This window comes from Nocardia sp. 348MFTsu5.1 (genome assembly GCF_000383535.1).
Lineage (GTDB): Bacteria > Actinomycetota > Actinomycetes > Mycobacteriales > Mycobacteriaceae > Williamsia > Williamsia faeni.
This window is the reverse complement of record NZ_KB911533.1, coordinates 1-19,757: the sequence shown is the minus strand read 5'-3', so window position 1 is coordinate 19,757 and position 19,757 is coordinate 1. Positions and strand designations below refer to the sequence as shown.

Genomic DNA, 19,757 nt, shown 5'->3' with positions numbered 1-19,757 from the left:
GTTGCGCACGAAATCGTTGGCCCAATCGAGCTTGAGCTGGAAGTCGGAATCAGTTTCAAAGGCCCATACCATGCTCCGATAGTGCACATGTACGACCAAATGTGTCAAGTGCACTACCCGGTCTGTTTCATCGAGGAGCTTTCGGGTTGCTCGAGTTGGAGAGCACGGGCGTGCAACTTGAAGGCGTTGTCAACGATCACGTGGCCTTTCTGGGGGCTGCGGCAATGCAAGTAGTGCGGTTGACAGGAGCGTGCGTACAAGTGCACTATATCTCCCGTGGTTCAAAAATGTATCCCGGATCACAGTGCCGAGCAGCGAGATCCACAGTCAGTTCTGTCCTGTCAGTTACCCGCCGCACCAGTAAGTGGAGCATCGACCTACACGTCAGTCGGTCGGCTCGAGTTGGTTGGTACAGCGCTTATTTCATGGAGGACAGATGGCGACCGTGGTGGACGTCGATATCAACGGTCCGCAGAGGCCGGGGGAGCTGGTCGATGCGGCTACCGCGGTGGGTCGGGTGATGCCGCCGTGAATGCGGCCGCTACGTCTGAGCACGAGCCATCGTCGGAAAATGAACACTCCCCGATGCCTCCCGGTGGGAGGTTTTCGAGAGTATTTGCACAACTGAGATTTCAGACCCCCCAGACACTCCACTGGCGCAGGAACAACTGCGATGCGTTTGACGACGCGGCCGTGGAAAACAACCCACCAAGTCAACACGAGATCAACGAACATGAGGAGTAGGGAATATGGATAAGTTGCTCGAAGGTAAGACTGCAATTCTGACGGGTGCCGGCTCGGGTATGGGGCTGGCGACGGCCCGACTGTTTCACGAGCATGGTGCGAATCTGGTCCTCGCCGATATCTCCGGTGCACAGGAGACCACCGCGAAGGAGCTCGGCGAGCGGGCGGTTGCGATCCAGACCGATGTTTCGAAGACTGCGGATTCGAAGGCGATGGTCGACCTTGCTGTCAGTGAGTTCGGCGGGGTGGACATCTTGTGCAACATCGCTGGGGCCAATGCGCCGATGATGCCGTTCCATGAGTCGTCGGAAGAAGATTTTGACAAGATGGTCAACATCAACTTGCGCGGGGTGTTCTTGTCGATGAAGTTCGCCATTCCGGAACTCCTGGCCCGGGGTGGCGGTTCGATTGTGAATGTGGCGTCGACGGCGGCGCTGATCGGTACGCCGCAGCTGGCGAGTTACAGTGCGGCGAAGAGTGGTGTGTTCGGTCTGACTCGGACGGTGGCATTGGAGTATGCCGAACGGAAGATTCGGGCAAATACCTTGTGCCCCGGCACGATCAAGACTCCGATGATGGATCAAGGTATTGCTGACAATCCCGGGGCATACGAGTACCTCAGGGACTTGGTGCCCATGCGCCGGGTCGGAACCGCTGAGGAAATCGCCAACGGAATGTTGTTTCTGGCCAGCGACCAGTCGTCCTACATCACGGGAATCTCGCTGCCCGTCGAAGGCGGCCAGACCGCAGGCTGAGGTCTGTCTCCTGAAAGTGTGACCCGGTGGGCGGTCCGATCGTGAGGTTGGCCGTCCACCGAGCGTTCCCGAAAGCTGTTGGTGTTGAACGAATGTTGCCTGCACAGAACCCCGTTCGAATGAAACCAGCTGTTCGAGCAGTAATTGATCGATGATAGATAAATCTGAAACTCTGCAGCCTGTCACCCATTGCGGCGTCGTGTGATCTGGATTGTCCAGTGGACTGTCCGGCAGTGCAGGCGGCCGAATTACGCTGCACAGAAGTAGATCTTGTCGGTGCCCTACATTCGACATCATCGTGGCATATCGAGAAGTGTTGGTGATCAGCAACTATGGGCAATCCTCGCCGTAGACCGTAGACCGTAGACCGTGGGGCGTTGGGCCGTGTACTGAACAGTCGTCGGGCGTGCCGTATCCGCACGAATAGTGCTGAAGCACAGGGTTTCTAACCCATTCCATCTAAGGTTCGATGAGCTGATCCTACGCTGGCGGACTTGGCGAAATTGAGTGCGAATCCCTATTGACTTATTGATAGGTGATAGATAACACTCCATGAGTACCTAGTGATGTGGCGCACAATCTGAGCGCCGAGCCACTTTGATCCAATCCTTGAGGAGTCCTGAGATGACGCTGGCACTCGACGCACAGAACGTGAGCAAGAGCTTCCCGGGTGGCCTTGCCCTCGCCTGTTTCAGTCTTCAGGTGAAGCGAGGTGAGGTTCACGCGCTGGTCGGTGAAAATGGTTCGGGCAAATCAACTTTCATCAAAGTTCTGTCCGGCTACCACAATCCTGATCCTGGAGCCGAGATCTATATCGGTGGGGAGCATCTGGAAACAGGCTCTGCACATTCGACCCGTGACCTGGGTTGCCGATTCGTCCATCAGGATGTCGGTCTGATCGAGACGGAGACGGTACTCGACAACCTGTATCTGGATGTCGGCTTCCCGACGCGATTCGGGACGATTCGCACGCGGGCGGCGAGGAACCGGGCGTCGGAGATACTCGCCGAGGTCGGCCTCGACATCGACCCGCGGGTCTCCGTCTCGACATTGACGCCGGCGATGAAGACCGGTGTCGCGGTAGCCCGCGCAATTCGTGAAGACGAAAACCGAAAAGCAACACTGCTGGTTCTTGATGAACCGACTGCGACACTTCCTGACGACGAGGTGCAACAGCTTCTGAAGATCGTGCGGCACATCGCTTCTGCCGGTGTTGGTGTCATATACGTGACCCACCGCCTCGACGAGGTCTTCGAGATCGCACAGAACATCACGATCCTGCGGGACGGGAACATCGTGGATTCGGTGCCATGTAGTGACCTGAACAGGAAGCAACTCGTCAACCTGCTTGTCGGATCTGAGTTCGATGAAGCGCATGCTGAAACTGAGGCCATTCGGGTGACGAATGGTGAAGTCGTCCTTCAGGTTCGTGACCTCGAGGCGAGCGCAGTCGACGACGTGTCCTTCGACGTGGCGGCGGGTTCGATCGTCGGGATCGCGGGTATCACCGGATCCGGGCGTGAGGCAATCCTGGGCTCGATCTACGGGGCGAATCGGCGGTACGGCGGAGAAGTCGATGTAGCGGGAAAGCGGCTTCGCCCTATGCGTCCGGACCTCGCCACCAAAGCCGGGGTTGCCTATATCCCGCCTGATCGTCGAGCGGGCGCTGTCCTGACACTGAGTGCTGCCGAGAATGTGTCGCTGTCGAATCTCGCGCCGCTATGGGACAACTGGAGGATATCGCCTAAGCGCGAATCCGCCGAAACCACCGAGTGGTTCGATGACCTGGATGTTCGGCCACGCGGCGGTGAGAAGCGACCGCTGTCGACGTTCAGCGGTGGCAACCAGCAAAAGCTGATCTTTGCCAAGTGGCTCCGGCGCAATCCTGTTCTCTTTCTATTGGATGAGCCGACCCAGGGTGTCGACATCGCGGCGAAGAGCTCGCTGCACCATCAATTGATCGAGGCCGCGGCCGGCGGAGCAGCGGTGGTCGTCAGTTCGTCTGACGTCGACGAACTCGCGTCTCTTTGTCACCGGGTGATCGTTCTGAAGAACGGCCGGATCACCGCTGATCTCAGCGGACCCCAGATCACCGTTCCGGCGATCTCTCATGCCGCCCTCGGCGAAGATGCCCCCGCCGACCTGACGACTTCGTAGGTGGTGGACCGCAACCTCTTACCTGACTGGGCCTGTTGCCCATCTTCCGCACAGCAATGTTCCTGAAGTTCACATCGAATAGGAGTTATGTAGATGAACGTAAACACTCGAGTGGCCCGGTCTGCGGGCTCACGCGACCGTAGATGGAAACGTCTCGGGATCGGTGCGGCGTCGTTGCTCACCATTGCAGCCCTTGTCGCGGGCTGTTCAGACGCGTCGAGCAGCACGGACTCGAATGCGAGCGGCGACCCCGCTCAGGTGTCCGCAGCGAAAGACGCCACTGCGAAGAATGAGCAACCGGTCACCACGATCGGGAATTTCACACCACTCAAGACCAAGCCTGCGGCAGGTAAGACGTTCGTGTGGCTTGAGTGTGACCTTCCGGTGTGCAAGATTCAGCGCGACGGCGCGGAAGACGCTGCGAAGGCTGCAGGTTGGAACTTCAAGGTTCTTGGGTACTCTTTGGCCGATCCCGCCACGCAGGTGGCGGCGTTGCTCCAGGCGCTGCAGTTCAATCCCACCGCCGTCGGCACATCGGGCTTCCAGAAGGCACAGTTCCAATCGATCATTCCGCAGTACGAGGCGGCCGGGGCGGTGTTACTGAACGCCTACAGCGACGGAGAGCCGACCGGCCCGATCATCTCGAACTACGACGGCCCCGATTTCTCGATTGCGATGGGAGAAATCCTGGCCAACTGGTTCATCGCTGACAGCAATGGTGCCGGCAAGGGAATTGTGGTCACGGTGGATTCCGTTCAGGCGCTGAAGAATCAGACGGATCACTTCCAGACGTTCATCAAGTCGAACTGCTCCGGTTGTTCAGTGGAACCGCTGGCGATGAGCTACTCCGACTTGGTGGGTGGCAAACTTCCCCCGATCCTCGTCGGTGCGCTACAGAAGGATCCGTCGATCAAGTACGTCATCTTCCCGGCAGCAGACTTCTCAACCGGTGTACCGGCGGCGCTCGCGGCAGCGGGAATGACGGGCAAGGTGAAAATCCTCGGGCAGGGTGGAAGCGTTCAGAACCTGAATGCTCTTGAGGCCGGCACCGAAAGTGCTTGGACTCAGACGAATACGGCCTACAACGGGTGGCATGCGATGGACGGTGCCCTTCGCCACGACCAGGGTCTCCCTATCGATAACACTATTCTGTCGCCCACGCGTCTGCTGACGAAAGGCCAGGACTTCGAGATCGAGGCCAGTCTGAACGAACCCGCTGATTTCGGCACCCAATTCGAAAAGCTCTGGCTGGTCAGTAGCTAACCAGCTGCTCAGCTGACATGGTCGCGTGACGAGCTCTTTGTCCGTCGACTTCATCAATGATGGCGGGTGCCGGCCGGTCAAGGCCGGCCGGCACCCCGCCTACTCCCCGGAATTACCTCGAAGCAGTGCATCTGTTGTTTGTCGTCGCTGTTACCGGACGCCAAAGACTTGCTAGGTCACAACAGCCCCACCTCAACCGACTTGATTCCAATATCTCATTCTTAACAGTAAGGATATCCCGTGTCGTCTCGAGCCCTTCCCAACTTTGGTCTTGATCGATTCAGTGGGCTGTACCTAGGCGTTCTGTTCATCATCGTCTTCAGTATTTCGATGCCCAACCTCTTTTTCACAACGGCGACGATGCACACGATTGCATCGCAACAGGCCATCACAGCGATGCTTGCCCTGGCCGTGATCATTCCTCTCGCAGCTGGTGTCTTCGACCTCTCCATTGGTGCGACCATCACCATTTCCGCGGTGACAGTCACGCAGCTACAGAGCTCAAATGGCTTTGGAATGTGGACCTCTATCTTCATCGCGCTGGCGATGGGGTGTGTGATCGGTATTGCAAACGGATTCTTTGTCGTCAAGCTGGGCATCAGTTCCTTTATCGCCACGCTTGCGACCGGCACAATTCTGGTTGCGGTCCAGCAGATCATCACCGATAACTCGCAGCCCTTACCGCCGACGTCCAGTGCTTGGCTGTCCCTGACTCAGACGAAGGTCTTCGGTTTCCAGATCATCGTTGTGTATCTGTTCATCCTCGCAGTGATCATCTGGTGGGTACTGGCACACACGCCTGTCGGTCGTTACATCTATGCATCCGGCGGTAACCCTGAGGCCGCCCGACTCACCGGTGTGCGAGTCGGACGCTGGGTATGGCTGTCGTTCATCGCCGCGGGCACGCTTTCGGCGCTTGCCGGGGTCTTCTATGCCTCGCTCATCGGCGCATCTCTGACTTTCGGTAATGCGATGCTCCTGCCGGCTTATGCTGCGGCCTTCCTTGGATCGACACAGGTGAAACCGGGTCGATTCAACGTCTGGGGCACGATCATCGCAGTTTACGTACTTGCGATCGGCGTTCAGGGTATCCAGTTCTGGACCAACGTTCAGTGGCTCAACGAGATGTTCAACGGCGTGGCATTGCTGGTGGCCGTGGCATTCGCCACCTGGCGGCAGAACCGAGTCTCGACAGGGCGTCGAATTCTCCGCTCCAAGGTTGCCAAGACAGAAGACGGCGCGGCACCCACGGCACCCGAGGTGGTCGAAGTGGCAGAAGCGAAATAGCGGACCACGGGTTCCGTCGTGAGGCAGGCGCTGTGCAAGGAGCGCCCGTGCGTCAGGGACAATCGGTCGTGGATCACAAGTGCGTGATGCCTTGGGTGCGCGGAACCGGGCGCAAGGCGTTCGCAGGCGGTTAGACCGAGATTTCGGGAGGCAACAAGTGTCAGAGGCGCCGAATGAATCGCCGGCGAGCCGCCGCAGCGGGCGGCCCACGAAACCGGTCGTGTCCAGACGCTCGGTCATCGAAGCGGCGGTCAAGATCATCGATCGGGACGGTTTGGATGCGATGAGCGTTCGCGCGCTGGGACGCGAACTCGAGGTCACTTCGGCATCTCTTTATTATCATTTTGCGGATAAAGAAGAAATATTGTCTGAGGTCATCAAATATATCCTGAGGAGAGTCAGGCCATCGGTTCCAGGAGATTCTGAAGAAGTGCGGTCCTGGCAGTCATATATTGTCGAGTCCGTCGTCAATTATCGAAATGCGTTCATCGAACATCCGAACGCGGCGCCACTCCTCATTACGCGACCGTGGAGATCTTTCGACCATGAGGTCATCAACACGTCGATCCAGGCTTTGTCAGATGCTGGAGTACACGAGCAAATGCAGATGTCTCTGATCAGATCGGGCGAAATGCTGGCTTTCGCCGGCGCGATATTCAGCGAGTACTCCGACAACGACGGCTTCGGTGATGTGTCTGAGGAGTACCCGGCGCTCCGGAATGCAATCGCAAACGATGCGATCACAGATGCCGAGTCCTTCGAACTGACAATGCGAGCGTTGGTGACCGGATTCAGTGCCATGATCGCCATGGGTCCGATGGCAGATGGACCCTTCCGGGTGTGAGAGAACCACACACATACACTTTGAGACACAGAACAGGCGGCGGCCCAATGGGCCGCCGCCTGTTCTGTTGTCAACTACCCGGAGTGGGCGGGGTAGCGATGTCGATGTCGTTCACGCCGATGTGTCGACGGTCCCGGCGAGCAGTTGCTCTTTGAGCTTGCGCTTGACGAGCTTCCCTGTCGGTGTGCGGGGAAGATCGGCATTGAACACCATGCTTCGAGGAAGTTTGTAGCGGGCGATGTGCTCGCTGAGATGATCCATCAGCTCAGTGCGGAGACCTTCGTCGCCCTCGACTCCCGGCGCCGGGGTGACAACGGCGGTCACAATCTCGCCGAGCTCGGCATCAGGCATGCCGATGACGCCGGCGTCGAGTACCTTTGGGTGCTCGACGAGGACATTCTCGATTTCCTGGGGGTAGATGTTCACGCCACCGGAGATGATGAGGAACGAGTCCCGGTCGGTGAGGAAGAGGTAGCCGTCCTCGTCCAGGTAGCCGAGGTCGCCGGTGGTGGTCCAGGCCGGGTGGGCCGGATGTTGGGCGCTACGCGTCTTTTCCGGCGCGTTGTGATACTCGAATGGTAGGGCGTCCCGCTCGAAGAAGACCGTTCCGATCTGTCCCGCCGCGACATCGTTGCCGTCGCCATCGCAGATGTGCGGAACACCGAGGGCGGCGCGGCCGACGGTCCCTGGCTTGCGCAGCCATTCCTCACTGTTGACGATCGTCATTCCGTTGTACTCGGTGGCCGAGTAGAATTCCCACACGATGGGCCCCCACCATTCGATGATGTGCCGCTTGGTTTCGACCGGGCATGGAGCCGCGGCATGAATCGCGACGCGGAGACTGGAGACGTCATAGCCGAGCCGGACGTCCTCGGGCAGTTTGAGCATCCGGATGAGCATGGTTGGTACCCACTGGCTGTGGGTGACCCCGAACTGTGCGATGTACTGCAGCGTCTTTTCTGCGTCGAATCGATCCACCAGGATGACTGTGCCACCCAACGCCTGGACCACTCCGAACCATCTCAGCGGGGCCGAGTGGTATAGCGGCGCCGGGGACAGGGCGACGGTGTCCGGGCCTACGCCCCATACTGTTTGGTTTGTTTCGGTCAGTTTGTCACCGGGCTCGGATACCTGGCGGCCCGGCAATGGAGGCTTGATGCCCTTCGGCTGCCCCGTGGTCCCCGAGGAGTAGAGCATGTCCGTGCCCCGAGGCTGATCCTCCATCGGCACATCGGATTCGGCTGCTGCAGCCGCATCGAGGTCGGAGTATCCGTCGACATTTCCACCGAAGGCGAGGCGATGTTCGGTGTCGGGCGTCAGTGGGAGAAGTGCGCCGGCGAGTTCGGTGAGCGCGGCGTCGACGATCACGGCCTTGGCTCCGCAGTCGTTGACGATGTAGGCGGCCTCGCCGGCGGTCAGGTGCCAGTTGACCATCGTCATGTAGAGGCCGGATCGCATTGCTGCCCAGTAGATGTCGAATACTTTGGGAGTGTTGGTGGCCACGGCCGCGAGGTGGTCGCCCGGGCGCAGACCCAATCCGTAGAGGTGACGAGCGATCCGGATGGAGTTGGACTCCAACTCGGCATAGGTGACCACTTCGCCGGTCTCGGCGGTGATCACCGCGGGCTTGTTCGGAAAGGTATTCAGATACGCGCCGGGGTACATCGTTTCTCCAAGGATAGGGATGGAGTCTGCGGGATCATCGACCGTGAAAATCAGCCGATCTTCTCGTCAGAATCCTCGTCGGGAGACCATCCGAATGGTCGATCGACAGTAGGCAGGTGTTAGTAAGTGTGTTCTCAAGAGGTCTCGACGACACACAGCGGACACTAAATCCGTACCATCGCCAGAGATCAAATGAAAGCCTGTCCATCATGCAACTTTTGGCCGGTCGAACGACCATTGTTTGCACTGGTCATGTGGTCGGTCGTGGTCAGATAATTGCCCGACAGCATTCGACGCTTCGTTCAAGACGCACATTTCGTGGAGGTTCCATGGTCACCGGTGACCAAACGCCAGCCCTGCCTATCAGCGGCATCAGGGTGCTCGACCTTTCTGATGGGCTTTGTGAGGGCGCAGGCCGAATTCTGGCCGATCTGGGTGCCGACGTCATCAAGATCGAGAGCCCATCCGGTGCGCCGTCACGTCTGCTCGGTGTGCGAGATGACGGGATCAGCCTCACCTTCGCCGCCGCCAACGTGAACAAGCGTAGCGCCGTCATCGACCTCGATACAGCCGATGGGCGCGAAGATTTTCTCTGCCTGACGCGGAACGCCGACCTTGTCATCGCGGGTGGTCCTGGGGCTCAGGAGCTTTCGGCGGAAGTTACGCCGGAAAAGCTGTTGCAAGAGAACCCGGCGTTGATCGTGCTGGAGTTGAGCTGGTTCGGCAAGACAGGGCCTTATCGCGACTGGATCGGGACAAATGACGTTCTGGCCGCAGTCACCGGCCTACTCGCGAAGTCGGGCCTTCCTGACCGCGAGCCGCTGTTGCCCCCGGAGCATCTCGTCGATGCCGCGGCATCATCGCAGGCGGCGTGGACCGCGATGCTCGCTGTTTGGAAGCAGGCCAGTTCCGGACTCGGTGAGCTGATTGATTTCTCCGTCTTCGAGGCTGTTGCGGTCAGTCTCGATCCGGCCTTCGGCATCAGCGGGTCAGCGCGTGGCGCGGCATCGGATCTGCCGCGCGGTCGGCCTGACGCGCGGCACTTGTACCCCATGTTCGCGTGTGCGGATGGGTGGGTGCGTATCTGCCTTCTGAGTGCGCGTCAATGGAGCAACATGTTCGAGTGGATGGGCAGGCCCGAAGAACTCAGCGATCCGAAGTACGCCGTGCTGCGAGAGCGTCACAAGGCGGAGGCGATCATCACTCCCGTTCTCAAAAAGTTCTTTGCGACGCGGACGCGGGCGCAGGTGGTTGAGGAGAGTGTTCAGTTCGGGGTTCCGGCGGCCGGTTTGCTCTATCCGTCAGACGTTTTCACCGCGCCGCACTACCTTGCGCGCAATACTTTTGTTGATGTTTCCGTCGGGTCACGTACAGCGAAGATGCCACAGAACTACTTCGAGATTGACGGTGTGGGGATCGGCTACCGGACGCCCGCGCCCTCGGTGGGTGAACACACCGCAGACGTCCTGGTCGCTGATCCGGTACCTCGTCCGAGACGATCGACACGCGAGCAGCACAGCCCCTTCGCGGGGCTTCGGGTGCTCGATCTCGGTGTCATCGTCGCCGGAGCCGAGGCCGGACGACTTTTCTCGGACTGGGGCGCCGACGTGATCAAGGTCGAGAACCGGCAATACCCGGATGGGAACCGGCAGAGTGCTGGGCCGAACGACGTCACCCAGAGTTTCGCGCGCGGACATCGCAACAAACGAAGCCTCGGGCTGAACCTGCGCTCGGAGCGCGGACAGGAACTCTTCCTCGACCTGGTTCGGAAATCTGATGTGCTGTTGTCGAACTTCAAACCTGGAACTCTCGAGTCTCTGGGCATCGGTTACGACACGCTGAAGCAGACGAATCCTCGGCTGATCATGGCCGACAGCAGCGCTTTTGGCCCTGCCGGGCCGTGGAGTCGGCGGATGGGATACGGGCCGTTGGTGCGGGCAAGTACAGGTTTGAGTTGGCTGTGGTCGTATCCCGGCGATGATGACGGATTCAGCGACGCGATCACCATCTATCCCGACCATGTCGCGTCACGGTTTGTGGCCACCGCAGTGATCGCATTGTTGATTCGCCGTGAGCAGACCGGGCTCGGTGGCACCGCCAGCGTTGCGCAGATCGATGTATTGCTCGGACAGATGGCTGATCGGTTTATGGCCGAGTCGCTTCATCCGGGCACCTTGACCATCGCAGGCAACTTCCGTGGCGGCGATGCTCCTCGCGGAATCTTTCGATGTGACGGGGACGACGAGTGGTGTGTGATCGACGTGCAGACCGATGAACACTTCCGTGCCCTGGCCGAGGCTGTGGACATGTCCGAGTGGTTTGACCGCGAAGCCTTCGCCTCGGCACAGGGGCGTGTTGCGCACCGGGACGAGATCGAACAGCACGTGCGATCGTGGATCAGCACCCAAGCACCTCGCGAGGTGATGACGCTCTTGCAGAAGCGCGGTGTGCCGTGTGGGTTCATGCAGCGCGCCAGCGAGTTCGATGAGGACCCTCAGTTCAGTGCCAGGAGCTTTCTGCGTTTTCAGGATCAGCCACAGTTTGGTGGTGCGCTGGTCGCGCAGAATGGTGAGGCGGTGTTCAGCAGTATCGGGGTCCCGCAATTCGGGGCAGCACCGATCCATGGCGAGCACACAGCTGAAGTGTGTGCTGAGGTCCTCGGGATGGACGAGGCCGAGATCGCGGAGCTGATTGCAGACGGCATCCTCGAAGTACCAGAGTCGGTCGCTGCATTGGAATCGGAAAGAGGGACGGCATGACATCGGAGTCGGATAACGTCGCGGGGATCAAGATTGTCACGACGCAACAGCATGGTCATGTTCAGGTGATCACGATCAATCGCCCCGAGGCGCGGAACAGCGTCAACAAAGCTGTCGCCGAAGCGTTGGGTGACGCGCTGGAAGCGGCAGACGCAGATCCTGGGGTGCGGGCAATTGTTCTGACAGGTGCCGGCGACCAGGCGTTCTGTGCGGGCGCTGACCTCAAAGCCATCTCCCGTGGCGAGGGCATCATGCCCGAAGGTAACCGGGCGCACTGGGGATTCGCCGGGTATGTGAGCCATCCCGTGAGCAAGCCGACCATTGCTGCCGTCAACGGTTTCGCATTGGGCGGGGGCACCGAGCTGGCCCTGGCCAGTGATCTGGTGGTCGCGGTGGAGTCGGCTACGTTCGGGCTTCCCGAGGTCCGACGGGGCCTTGTCGCCGCTGCCGGCGGAGTATTCCGACTGCCACAACAGATTCCGCGAAAGATTGCACTGGAATTGATGCTCACCGGGGAACCGATCTCAGCTGATCGAGCATATGACCTCGGGCTCGTGAATCGAGTTGTTCCTGCGGGTCAGGCACTAGACGCGGCGATCGATCTTGCCAACACCATCGCATCCAATGCTCCTCTCGCAGTTCAGGCAAGCAAGCGAATTGCCGGCGGGATCGCCGACGGACGAGTGGACCGCGACGACGACGACTGGAGCCGCAACCGAAACGAGGCCAGACGCGTCATGGCTTCGCGCGATGCGAAAGAGGGAACACGCGCGTTCGCGCAGAAGCGCTCCCCGGAATGGACTGGCGAATGAACCAGAAGCATCGCTCCCCGCGATCCCCGGTCATCGTCGGCCTCGGGATGACAGAGATGGGGAAGGTCTACGGTAAGAGTGCTCGGCAGTTCGCTGCGGAGGCTACCCGGCGTGCCGTGAGTGATGCCGGTCTCGCCCTTGCGGACGTCGATGGTCTGTTGGTGTCCGCGGGCGTCACGAATGACGTCGGCCTCGAATTGCAGGTTGATTTAAATCTGCGAGATCTCAATGTTCTCAGCACGATGCATGCATTCGGTTCGTCAGCCGGCGCGATGATTCAGTTCGCATCGATGGCCGTGGAAGCAGGGATGGCCGAGGTCATCGTGTGCGCGTTCGGCGACGCTCCTCTCAAGGAGGGAAAAGCTTCCGGGGATGTGTATTCCGCGAAGCGCCGCGCACCGAGTGGGTGGAGCGGGTTGCAGCGGTCGACCGGCGCCGCCTCGCCCAACATGCTGTATTCGCTGGCGGCTCGGCGTCACATGATCACGTACGGGACGACATCGGAGCAGTTGGCTGCAGTCGCTGTCGCGCAGCGACAGTGGGCGATGATGAACCCGCTTGCGCAGATGCGCAAGCCCATCACCGTCGACGATCATCAGAAGTCTCGGATCATCAGTGACCCGTTCCATCTGTTCGACTGCTGCGTGGTGTCCAACGGTGGTGTGGCCGTGGTGGTTACGACAGCAGAGCGGGCAGCGCACCTACAGCAGCCCCCAGTCAACGTTCTCGGGTGGGCGCAGAGCCACCCGGGCACTGTTCTGCGCCGCAACGATGATTTCGGTTTGGTGACCGGCGCAGCGAGGTCGGGGCCTGCGGCGATGGCCATGGCTGGTGTGACCACCGAAGACATCGACATCGTCGAACTGTACGACTGCTATACCTATACCGCGCTGGTGAGCCTCGAGGACTACGGCTTCTGCGCAAAAGGAGAGGGCGGCGAGTTCGTCGCCACACCGGGCAACATCGGCCCCGGCGGAAAGCTCAAGGTGAATACCGGTGGAGGACAGCTGTCTTCGTATTACATGTGGGGAATGACCCCGCTATCGGAGGCGATCATTCAGGCTCGCGGTCAGGCCGGCGAGCGTCAGCAGGAGCAGCACGATCTGGTGTTGGTCTCAGGGAATGGTGGGATCCTGGACCATCATTCGACGTTGGTGCTGAGCTCATGAATCGGCAGACATTGCGCCGACTAGGGATGGAAACACCGTGATTTTACAACCCGTGGTCCGAGACGCCGCGACCGCAGCATTTTTCGACGGCGCCGCGCAGGGAATTCTGCTCTTGCGCAGATCGGTTGTCACCGGCGAGATCCTGAGTCCACCTGTTGAGCAGGACAGCGTCGGGAACACCGATCTCGAATGGATTCCCGCGTCCGGCCTCGGCGCGGTGGTGTCGTGGGCGTTCGTCCCCAAACCAGTCGTGGACTCCGACGAGATCGCCTCGATCACGATCGTCATCGTCGAGCTCGATGAAGGCCCGTGGTGGTGGACCCAACTTGTCGACGTCGAACCATCGGATATAGCCGAAGGCTTTCGGGTGCAGGCCCTGTTTCCGAAGTCTGGACCCGACGAATCACACGAGTACGTACCAGTTTTCGGTCCCGTACCTGATGTAGAGGAAATGAAATGAACCACACTGACAACCAGCGCTGGGTCCTGCGGCGACGACCCGAGAGCGCGCCGGGGCCCGATGATCTCGAGTTCGTCTCGTCGCCGGTCGATGAACTGGGTGACGAACAAATTCTCGTCAAGAATCTACTCCTCTCGCTCGATCCCACGAACCGGTTGTGGATGAGTGACCGGGACCAGTACCTGCCGCCGGTGGAGATCGGCGAGATCATGCGCGGCACCACCATCGGTGTGGTCGAGCAGAGTCGATCGGACCGTTTCGATGCCGGTGACACGGTCTTGCTCGGTGAGGGTGGCTGGCAAACACATAGCGTCGCACCTGGTTCGGCCGCGCGGCGGCTGCGACCCGTCGAAGGTTTGCCGTTGCAGTCCCATCTGTCGGTCCTCGGTATGACCGGGTTGACCGCGTACGTCGGGTTGCTCGACATCTGCCAACCACGCGAGGGCGAAACACTGGTTGTGTCCGCTGCGGCCGGTGCCGTGGGTTCGGTCGTCGGTCAGATTGCAAAGATCAAGGGCTGCCGGGTCATCGGAATCGCGGGCGGCCCGGACAAGTGTCGCTGGATTGTCGACGAGCTGGGATTCGACGGCGCAATCGATTACAAGTCTGAGGCTGTGGGTGACGCTCTGGACCGGCTGTGCCCTGATGGCATCGACATGGACTTCGAGAATGTCGGTGGTCCGATCATGGATGCGGTGTTCTCGCGGCTCAACAAAGGCGGGCGGATGGCCCTGTGCGGGATGATCTCCGGCTATAACACTGAAGGTCCGCTTGCCGGCCCCACCGACTTCGGTCGGGTTCTGATGAATCGGCTGACCATCCGGGGGTTTGTGGTCATCGACCACCTCGATCGCTCCGCGGACGCGCGGCGCGACCTCGTACAGTGGATCACCGACGGCAAAATCACCTGGAAAGACCATATCGTGGACGGACTCGAGAATGCCACGGACGCACTGTCGCGACTTTTCAGCGGGGCGCACGACGGCAAACTCCTTGTCCGCGTGGCGCAGTGACTCACCAACCGGCCAACTGATGAAGTCGAGGAGACGCGAATGATCAAGATCGTATTCTGCCTACGGAGGAAGTCAGGACTGTCGCAGGAGGAGTTTTCTCGCTACTGGCTGGAGGAACATGCACCGCTGGTTCGCCGGCATGCCGCTGCGTTGGGGATCCGCCGATACGTCCAGTGCCACACATTCGACGATCCGCGTCTCGCGTCCACACTCGCTGCGCGGGGTTGCGAGGGAGAGCCGTACGACGGAGTTGCCGAACTCTGGTGGGACAGTACTGACGATCTCGCTGCCGTCCGCGGAAGCGATGCCGGCAGGACTGCCGGAAAAGCGTTGCTGGAAGATGAGCGAACCTTCATCGATCTGACTCGGTCACGCATCTTCTTCACCGAGGAACACACGATAATCTGAGTTACCCAACCGGATTGAGGTAGATGATGGATTTCTCAAAGGTCGGTATCTGGGGTGCCGGACTGCGTTTCGGCGATCCGGTCGAAGCTGCCGAGTCGGCCGCAGAACTCGAGGAACTCGGGTTCGGATCACTCTGGGTTCCGGACGGCGGTGGCCCGATTTTCGACGCCGTCAACAATCTCCTCGGAGCGACTCGCACCGCAGTGGTCGCGACCGGGATCCTCAATCTCTGGATGCACGAGCCCGAGTACGTGGTCGACGGTTACGCATCGGTCACCGCGGCCTATCCGGACCGATTCCTCCTGGGGATCGGGGTCGGCCATGCGCCGGTGGTCGACAAACTCCGGGACCCGGGTACTTATCGGCGTCCGATTGCGTCGACGGCAGCGTTTCTGGACGAGCTCGACAAGGGTCACCCGCCGATCCCTGTCGACGGCCGGATCTTGGCCGCGCTCGGTCCGAAAATGCTCAGTTTGGCCGCCGAGCGGACCGGTGGGGTTCATCCGTACCTCGTGACGCCCGAACACACCGGGCTCGCCCGCGAAGCAGTTGGGCCGGACAAACTCGTACTTCCGGAACAAACGGTGATCCTGTGTTCCACCGCCGACGAGGCCCGCGCGATAGCAACCGAGTGGCTGCGCGACTATCTGGAGTTCCCAAACTACGCCAACAGCCTGTTGCGGTTGGGGTTCACTCCCGAAGATCTGAAGACGTTGAGCGACAGGCTTTTTGACGCCATGGTCGTGTGGGGCGGCGAGGAAAAGATCAAGGCACGCATTGACGAGCACGTCGCCGCGGGCGCCGACCAGGTGTGCGTCCAGGTCTTGACCGGCAAGGAAGAACTACCCCGCGAGCAATGGCGTCGACTGGCTGCCGCTCTGGTGTGATCGAACTCAGCCGGCCTGGATGGTCGCGACCCCGGCGGCGTCGACAACGGCGTCGATCATCGCGGTCACCCAGGGTGCCCGCACCGGAGAGCTCCACGCAAGACCGACCCGGAGCGTGATCGCGTTTCCCGTAAACGGGACAACTCTGAACTTCTGGTCTGCGAATACCCGTCCACCCGGAGTGTGGTTTCCGGTCAGCGCCAGTGGCCGCGAGGTATCGCGCAACACAAGATTCGAGGCGAGAACCGGATCTGAGGGTGCCGAGTCGTCGGCGGCGGCGAACCCGAAATCGAGCAGCGCGCGCCGTAGTTCGGCCATGGCCAACGGTTGGACACCGGCAGGTGGAAAGATGATCGACCGGCCTCTGACGTCGCCAGGAGTGAGAACATCGAGGCTTGCGAGCGGATCATCGGCTCTCATCGCCGCCCCGCAGGCGTACTCGGCGATGTTCGCGGTACAGATCGACGAGTCATTGACGGGGAGGTGGACGATTGCCAGATCGAGGGTCCCATTCTTGAGGTTGAGGAGCAGCTTGGACGACTCACCTGTGGAGACCGAGACCGTCGAGGTAGGGCTGGCAGTTGAGATCCGTTCGATCACGTCGTCGATGATTTCTGGGTTGACCCGCTGTGTTGCGCCGATCGTGATGTTCGGCCAGCGATCGCCTGCGTCCATCAGATTGCGAATCTTGCTCTCCGCGAGCGCGAGTTCGTCCGAGATCTGTAAAGCGGTCGACAACAAGATCTTTCCGGCCGGAGTCAGTTGCAGGTCGTGATGGTTTCGGAGGAACAGCGGTGTTCCGATCCGGTGTTCGAGCTGCCGGATCGAACGGCTCACGGGGGAGGGTGTGAGGTGCAGACGCGCCGCCGCGCGGGCGATGTTCCGCTCGTCTGCAACCGCAATGAATGTCTTCAGCGCGTTGAGTTCCATTGCGCTCTCATCCCTCCGGTAATCGAAGCGTGTCGAATGTGATGGCTAGTTGAAGTCGGCCGAATCCAGGAGTGCGTTGGCTTGCTCGAACAGCTCTTTCGCGCGGTACCCGAGCATGTCACCGATCTCCTTGGTAGTACTTCCGGCGTGCGCGCGAGCATTAGAGCCCTCGAGAAGAATTGCGAGCCGGTAACAGGCGAGCACGGCGAACCACTTGTAGTCACTGACATCGCGGCCGCTGGCCCGGGCGTATCGCTCGACAGCCTCTGCGGCGGTCGGCATCCCGGTGGCGACCGGCACGCCGGTGCGGCCGGGAAAGGCGGGGTCGGGCCAATTGGCGAGAAGGTGACCGAGGTCGAGAAGAGGATCGCCGATCGTGCACAGTTCCCAATCGACGATGGCGGCGATCCGTGGTTCGTCCCGGGCGACCATGACATTGCCGTAGTGGAAATCGCCGTGGATGAGTCCAGGGTTCCAGGTGTCGGGAATGTTGTCGTCGAGCCAGGTTGCGACGCGCTCCAGGTGGGGCAACTGCGGGCCGGGGTACTCCGGGATATCGCTGTAGGAATCGAGCTGAGCGCGCCACCGGGATACCTGGCGGGTGAGCCAGCCGTCCGATCTCCCCAACGTGCTGAGCCCCTGCGCGACGTGATCCACCCGGCCAAGTGCCGCAAGTGCGTCGATCATCGATTCACCGAGCTCGCGCTGCAGCTCTGGATCGCCGGCGATGCGATCAGGCAGCGGGAGCGGGCTTGCCCCGTCGATGGGTTCCATCAGATAGAAGGCGGCCCCGATGACGTCGGTGTCCGGGCAGGCGGCGATGAGGTCGGGATGAGGAACATCGGTGCCGTTGAGTGCCTCCAGGACCCGTGCCTCGCGGCGCATCGTTTCGTCGCTGTTCTTGCGCTTGCTCAACGGTGGGCGGCGGAATATGTAGGTTCGGCCATCGCGCGCGAAACTGAGGAGGATGTTCTGCGTTCCGCCGGCGAGTCGTTGAACATCATAGATCGGACCATCGCCGAGGCCCTGTTCGGTCATCCAGGTGGTGAGGATGTCGAGATCGACGCCGTCGGTGGTGTCGAGAGTGGGTTTCACGCGGTTGTGTCCTTTGCGTCTAAGAGCTGGCGTTGGTGTCGTTCGCTGTACAAGCGTTCGGTTTCGGGGGAGAGGGGAGCTTCGACGATGGCGGAGACGACATCGATGATGCGGCTGACGAAGAGCTGATCGTCTGCGTGGGGCCTCTCGGTTGCACGACGCGCCAACTCCACTGTCGTGAAGGTGAGTGCGGAGTACCTGGTGTGAAGCTCAGCAGCGCCTGGCGGCAAGACTTCGTCGGCGTGACGCCGCCAGCGCCAGATGCTCGTACCCGTGTCGACGAACATCCCGTCCGGGTGTTGGATCACCTGGGAATAAATCCGCAGGAAGTATCGACCGTCCTGGTCTTCGAGCTCGCGCGCGAGTGGCCGGACCATGATGGCGGCGATGTCCCGGGCACTGGGGGTTGCGTTGGCCTCGTAGTTGTCGAGCATGGCCTCCCGTCGCGTATCCACACGGGCCTCGTGACTCGCCAAGATCGCAGCGATCAGACCATCGCGATCTCCGAAGTGGTATTGGATCGCGGTGGCGTGCTTGATGCCTGCTTCGCGAATGATCTCGCGAAGGCTTACACCATCCAGTCCTCGTTCGGCAAAGAGTCTCTTGGCGGTGACCAGGAGCGTTGACCGCGCGCCTTCGCTGGGGGCCGACATATCAGCCCGCTGCCCAGGCAACGCCACCGTCGACTTTGATCACCGAACCCGTGGTGTAACTCGAGTCGTCGCCCGCCAGATACAGCGCGGCGCCGGTGATCTCCTCGGCATTGCCCGCCCGTTGCAGCGGAATCTTGGTACGTGTCATGTCGGCCAATGTAGCCGGATCCCAGGCTTTCGAGATGTCGGTAAGGAAGAGCCCGGGCATGATCGTGTTGACGCGCACCGTCGGACTGAGCGCGTGAGCAAGCGCCGAACTGAGGTTGTTCACCCCGGCCTTGGCTATCGCATAGGGAACTTCGCCGTCCCCTGGCTGCACCGCTGCGATGCTGCTGATGTTGATGATCGAGCCGCCGCCATGCTTGACCATGCGAGTTCCGATCAACGTCGCCAGACGGAAAGGTCCCTTGATGTTGACTGCCATGACTTTGTCGAACAACTCCTCACTGACATCGGTCAAGGAGGGATATGTCGGCGACATGCCGGCGTTGTTGACGAGTATGTCGATGCGGCCGAAGCGCTCATAGACGTCGTCGACGAGACGGTCGCAGTCTGCCCAACGCCCGACGTGGCATCCCAATCCGACAATGTCGCGACCGGTCTCTTTTGCGAGATCTGCTGCGACGGCGGCACATACGTCAGCTTTGCGACTGGCGATGACGACGTCGGCGCCGCTGAGCGCGTAGGCGCGGGCGATCTCGAGACCGAGGCCTCGGCTTCCGCCGGTGACGAGCGCGGTTTTTCCGGAGAGGTTGGTTGTCATCAGTAGGTGGCTGCTGTGTGTTCGAGGTGGGTGGCGAGTTTGTGTTGGGCTGCGGCGCGGCGGGTGGGGAGGTGTTCGGTGGGCCAGAGTCCG

Annotated in this window: 17 protein-coding genes; 12 read left to right on the top strand and 5 right to left on the bottom strand. The window is 60.6% G+C overall.

Annotated features, from left to right (window positions below; genetic code table 11):
* The first annotated feature begins 749 nt into the window (after nucleotides 1–749).
* From H290_RS0126990 to H290_RS30500, 5 genes are all read left to right on the top strand, one after another.
* Nucleotides 750–1,499: an SDR family NAD(P)-dependent oxidoreductase gene (locus H290_RS0126990; protein WP_020109986.1), complete on the top strand. Its 750-nt coding sequence runs from the start codon at nucleotides 750–752 to the stop codon at nucleotides 1,497–1,499.
* A 624-nt stretch (nucleotides 1,500–2,123) separates the two neighbouring features.
* Nucleotides 2,124–3,656: a sugar ABC transporter ATP-binding protein gene (locus H290_RS0126985; protein WP_020109985.1), complete on the top strand. Its 1,533-nt coding sequence runs from the start codon at nucleotides 2,124–2,126 to the stop codon at nucleotides 3,654–3,656.
* Between the two features lie 93 nt (nucleotides 3,657–3,749).
* Nucleotides 3,750–4,919 (top strand): substrate-binding domain-containing protein, encoded by a 1,170-nt coding sequence (locus H290_RS0126980; protein WP_231373848.1) that lies wholly within the window; start codon nucleotides 3,750–3,752, stop codon nucleotides 4,917–4,919.
* A 240-nt stretch (nucleotides 4,920–5,159) separates the two neighbouring features.
* Nucleotides 5,160–6,206, top strand: coding sequence for an ABC transporter permease (locus tag H290_RS29955; protein WP_196809642.1), 1,047 nt, complete (start codon nucleotides 5,160–5,162; stop codon nucleotides 6,204–6,206).
* Nucleotides 6,207–6,363: 157 nt separating this feature from the next.
* Nucleotides 6,364–7,050, top strand: a complete 687-nt coding sequence (locus H290_RS30500) for a TetR/AcrR family transcriptional regulator (RefSeq protein WP_020109982.1) — start codon at nucleotides 6,364–6,366, stop codon at nucleotides 7,048–7,050.
* Between the two features lie 111 nt (nucleotides 7,051–7,161).
* On the opposite strand, the gene H290_RS0126965 is transcribed toward H290_RS30500, so the two are convergent.
* A complete protein-coding gene (locus tag H290_RS0126965) occupies nucleotides 7,162–8,715 on the bottom strand; it encodes an acyl-CoA synthetase (RefSeq protein ID WP_020109981.1) in 1,554 nt (517 codons plus the stop codon).
* 329 nt (nucleotides 8,716–9,044) lie between these two features.
* Between H290_RS0126965 and H290_RS0126955 the strand changes: the two genes are divergently transcribed.
* The 7 genes from H290_RS0126955 to H290_RS0126925 are packed head-to-tail and all read left to right on the top strand — an operon-like array spanning nucleotide 9,045 to nucleotide 16,223.
* Nucleotides 9,045–11,474 carry a CaiB/BaiF CoA-transferase family protein gene (locus tag H290_RS0126955; RefSeq protein WP_020109979.1) on the top strand — a complete coding sequence of 810 codons (2,430 nt, stop codon included), beginning with the start codon at nucleotides 9,045–9,047 and terminating at the stop codon, nucleotides 11,472–11,474.
* Nucleotides 11,471–12,286: a crotonase/enoyl-CoA hydratase family protein gene (locus tag H290_RS0126950; RefSeq protein WP_020109978.1), complete on the top strand. Its 816-nt coding sequence runs from the start codon at nucleotides 11,471–11,473 to the stop codon at nucleotides 12,284–12,286. The genes H290_RS0126955 and H290_RS0126950 overlap by 4 nt, the downstream gene beginning before the upstream one ends.
* On the top strand, nucleotides 12,283–13,455 hold the full coding sequence (locus H290_RS0126945) for a hypothetical protein (protein WP_020109977.1): 1,173 nt from the start codon (nucleotides 12,283–12,285) through the stop codon (nucleotides 13,453–13,455). The genes H290_RS0126950 and H290_RS0126945 overlap by 4 nt, the downstream gene beginning before the upstream one ends.
* A gap of 37 nt (nucleotides 13,456–13,492) precedes the next feature.
* Nucleotides 13,493–13,915, top strand: a complete 423-nt coding sequence (locus H290_RS0126940; RefSeq protein WP_028463749.1) for a Zn-ribbon domain-containing OB-fold protein — start codon at nucleotides 13,493–13,495, stop codon at nucleotides 13,913–13,915.
* Entirely contained in the window at nucleotides 13,912–14,928 is a 1,017-nt protein-coding gene (locus H290_RS0126935) for an NADP-dependent oxidoreductase (protein ID WP_020109975.1), read from the top strand. Before H290_RS0126940 ends, H290_RS0126935 begins: the two co-directional genes overlap by 4 nt.
* 39 nt (nucleotides 14,929–14,967) lie before the next feature.
* On the top strand, nucleotides 14,968–15,336 hold the full coding sequence (locus H290_RS0126930) for an EthD domain-containing protein (protein WP_020109974.1): 369 nt from the start codon (nucleotides 14,968–14,970) through the stop codon (nucleotides 15,334–15,336).
* Nucleotides 15,337–15,362: 26 nt separating this feature from the next.
* Nucleotides 15,363–16,223, top strand: coding sequence for an LLM class F420-dependent oxidoreductase (locus H290_RS0126925; RefSeq protein ID WP_028463748.1), 861 nt, complete (start codon nucleotides 15,363–15,365; stop codon nucleotides 16,221–16,223).
* A 6-nt stretch (nucleotides 16,224–16,229) separates the two neighbouring features.
* Here H290_RS0126925 and H290_RS0126920 read toward each other — a convergent pair whose 3' ends face one another.
* Genes H290_RS0126920 through H290_RS0126905 form a run of 4 tightly spaced genes read right to left on the bottom strand, consistent with a single transcriptional unit; the run spans nucleotide 16,230 to nucleotide 19,664 of the window.
* Nucleotides 16,230–17,153, bottom strand: coding sequence for a LysR family transcriptional regulator (locus H290_RS0126920; protein WP_020109972.1), 924 nt, complete (start codon nucleotides 17,151–17,153; stop codon nucleotides 16,230–16,232).
* 45 nt (nucleotides 17,154–17,198) lie between these two features.
* Complete coding sequence (locus H290_RS0126915; RefSeq protein ID WP_020109971.1) at nucleotides 17,199–18,248, bottom strand: phosphotransferase family protein; 1,050 nt, start codon at nucleotides 18,246–18,248, stop codon at nucleotides 17,199–17,201.
* Complete coding sequence (locus H290_RS29945; protein ID WP_020109970.1) at nucleotides 18,245–18,901, bottom strand: TetR/AcrR family transcriptional regulator; 657 nt, start codon at nucleotides 18,899–18,901, stop codon at nucleotides 18,245–18,247. Before H290_RS29945 ends, H290_RS0126915 begins: the two co-directional genes overlap by 4 nt.
* 1 nt (nucleotide 18,902) lies before the next feature.
* Nucleotides 18,903–19,664, bottom strand: coding sequence for an SDR family NAD(P)-dependent oxidoreductase (locus tag H290_RS0126905; RefSeq protein ID WP_020109969.1), 762 nt, complete (start codon nucleotides 19,662–19,664; stop codon nucleotides 18,903–18,905).
* Nucleotides 19,665–19,757: the final 93 nt, after the last annotated feature.